At 69.9% G+C, this 1052-nt stretch carries 1 protein-coding gene; it reads right to left on the reverse strand.

The features are described from left to right. The coding region (locus AB0D57_RS47905) for a hydroxyacid dehydrogenase (protein WP_362088799.1) at positions 1 to 998 on the reverse strand (998 nt) is incomplete at its 3' end. Positions 999 to 1052: the final 54 nt, after the last annotated feature.

The raw sequence follows: 1052 nt of genomic DNA on the forward strand, positions 1-1052 counted from the left end.
CGCTCGGCGAGCGGCAGGCCCGGCTTGACGTCCTCGGCGATGACACCGCCCTGGACGTTCACCGCGTCCGGGACCAGCTCACCGGCGAGCGCGAGACGCACCGAGCGGGCCACGGAGATACCCGCCTTCTCCTGCGCCTCGTCGGTGGAGGCACCGAGGTGCGGAGTGCAGACGACCTCGTCGAGCTCGAAGAGCGGGGAGTCCGTGCAGGGCTCCTTCGCGTACACGTCCAGGCCGGCACCCGCGACGCGGCCCTCCTTGAGCGCCGAGTACAGCGCCTCCTCGTCGACGATCCCGCCGCGCGCGGCGTTGACGATCCGCACCGACGGCTTCACCTTGTGCAGCGCCTCGTCGCCGATGAGACCGAGGGTCTCGGGCGTTTTGGGCAGGTGCACGGTGATGAAGTCGGAAACCTCGAGCAGCTCGTCGAGGGACAGCACCTTGACGCCCATCTGCGCGGCCCGGGCAGGCTGGACGTAGGGGTCGTAGGCCACGACCTTCATGCCGAACGCCGACATCCGCTGCGCGACCAGGGCGCCGATGCGGCCGAGACCGACGACACCGAGGGTCTTCTCGGCCAGCTCGACGCCCGTGTACTTCGAGCGCTTCCACTCGCCGTTCTTCAGCGCGGTGTTGGCCTGCGGGATGTGGCGCGCGGTGGCCAGCAGCAGACCACAGGCCAGCTCGGCCGCGGTCACGATGTTCGAGGTGGGGGCGTTGACGACCATCACGCCGGCCTTGGTGGCGGCGGCGACGTCGACGTTGTCCAGGCCGACGCCGGCTCGTGCGACGACCTTCAGCTTCTTCGCGGCGGCAACGGCCTCCGCGTCGACCTTGGTGGCCGAACGGATCAGGATCGCGTCGACGTCCGCGATCGCGGGCAGCAGCTCGGCGCGGTCCGCGCCGTTGCACTGCCGGATCTCGAAGTCCGGGCCCAGGGCGTCGACAGTCGCGGGCGACAGCTCTTCAGCGATGAGTACGACAGGTTTCGAGCTCACGTGAGTCCTCACAAGTCCAATGCGGACGGCCGTCCCGACGGCCGCATGCGGTGG

Source organism: Streptomyces sp. NPDC048275, from assembly GCF_040652275.1.
Classification (GTDB): Bacteria; Actinomycetota; Actinomycetes; order Streptomycetales; family Streptomycetaceae; genus Streptomyces.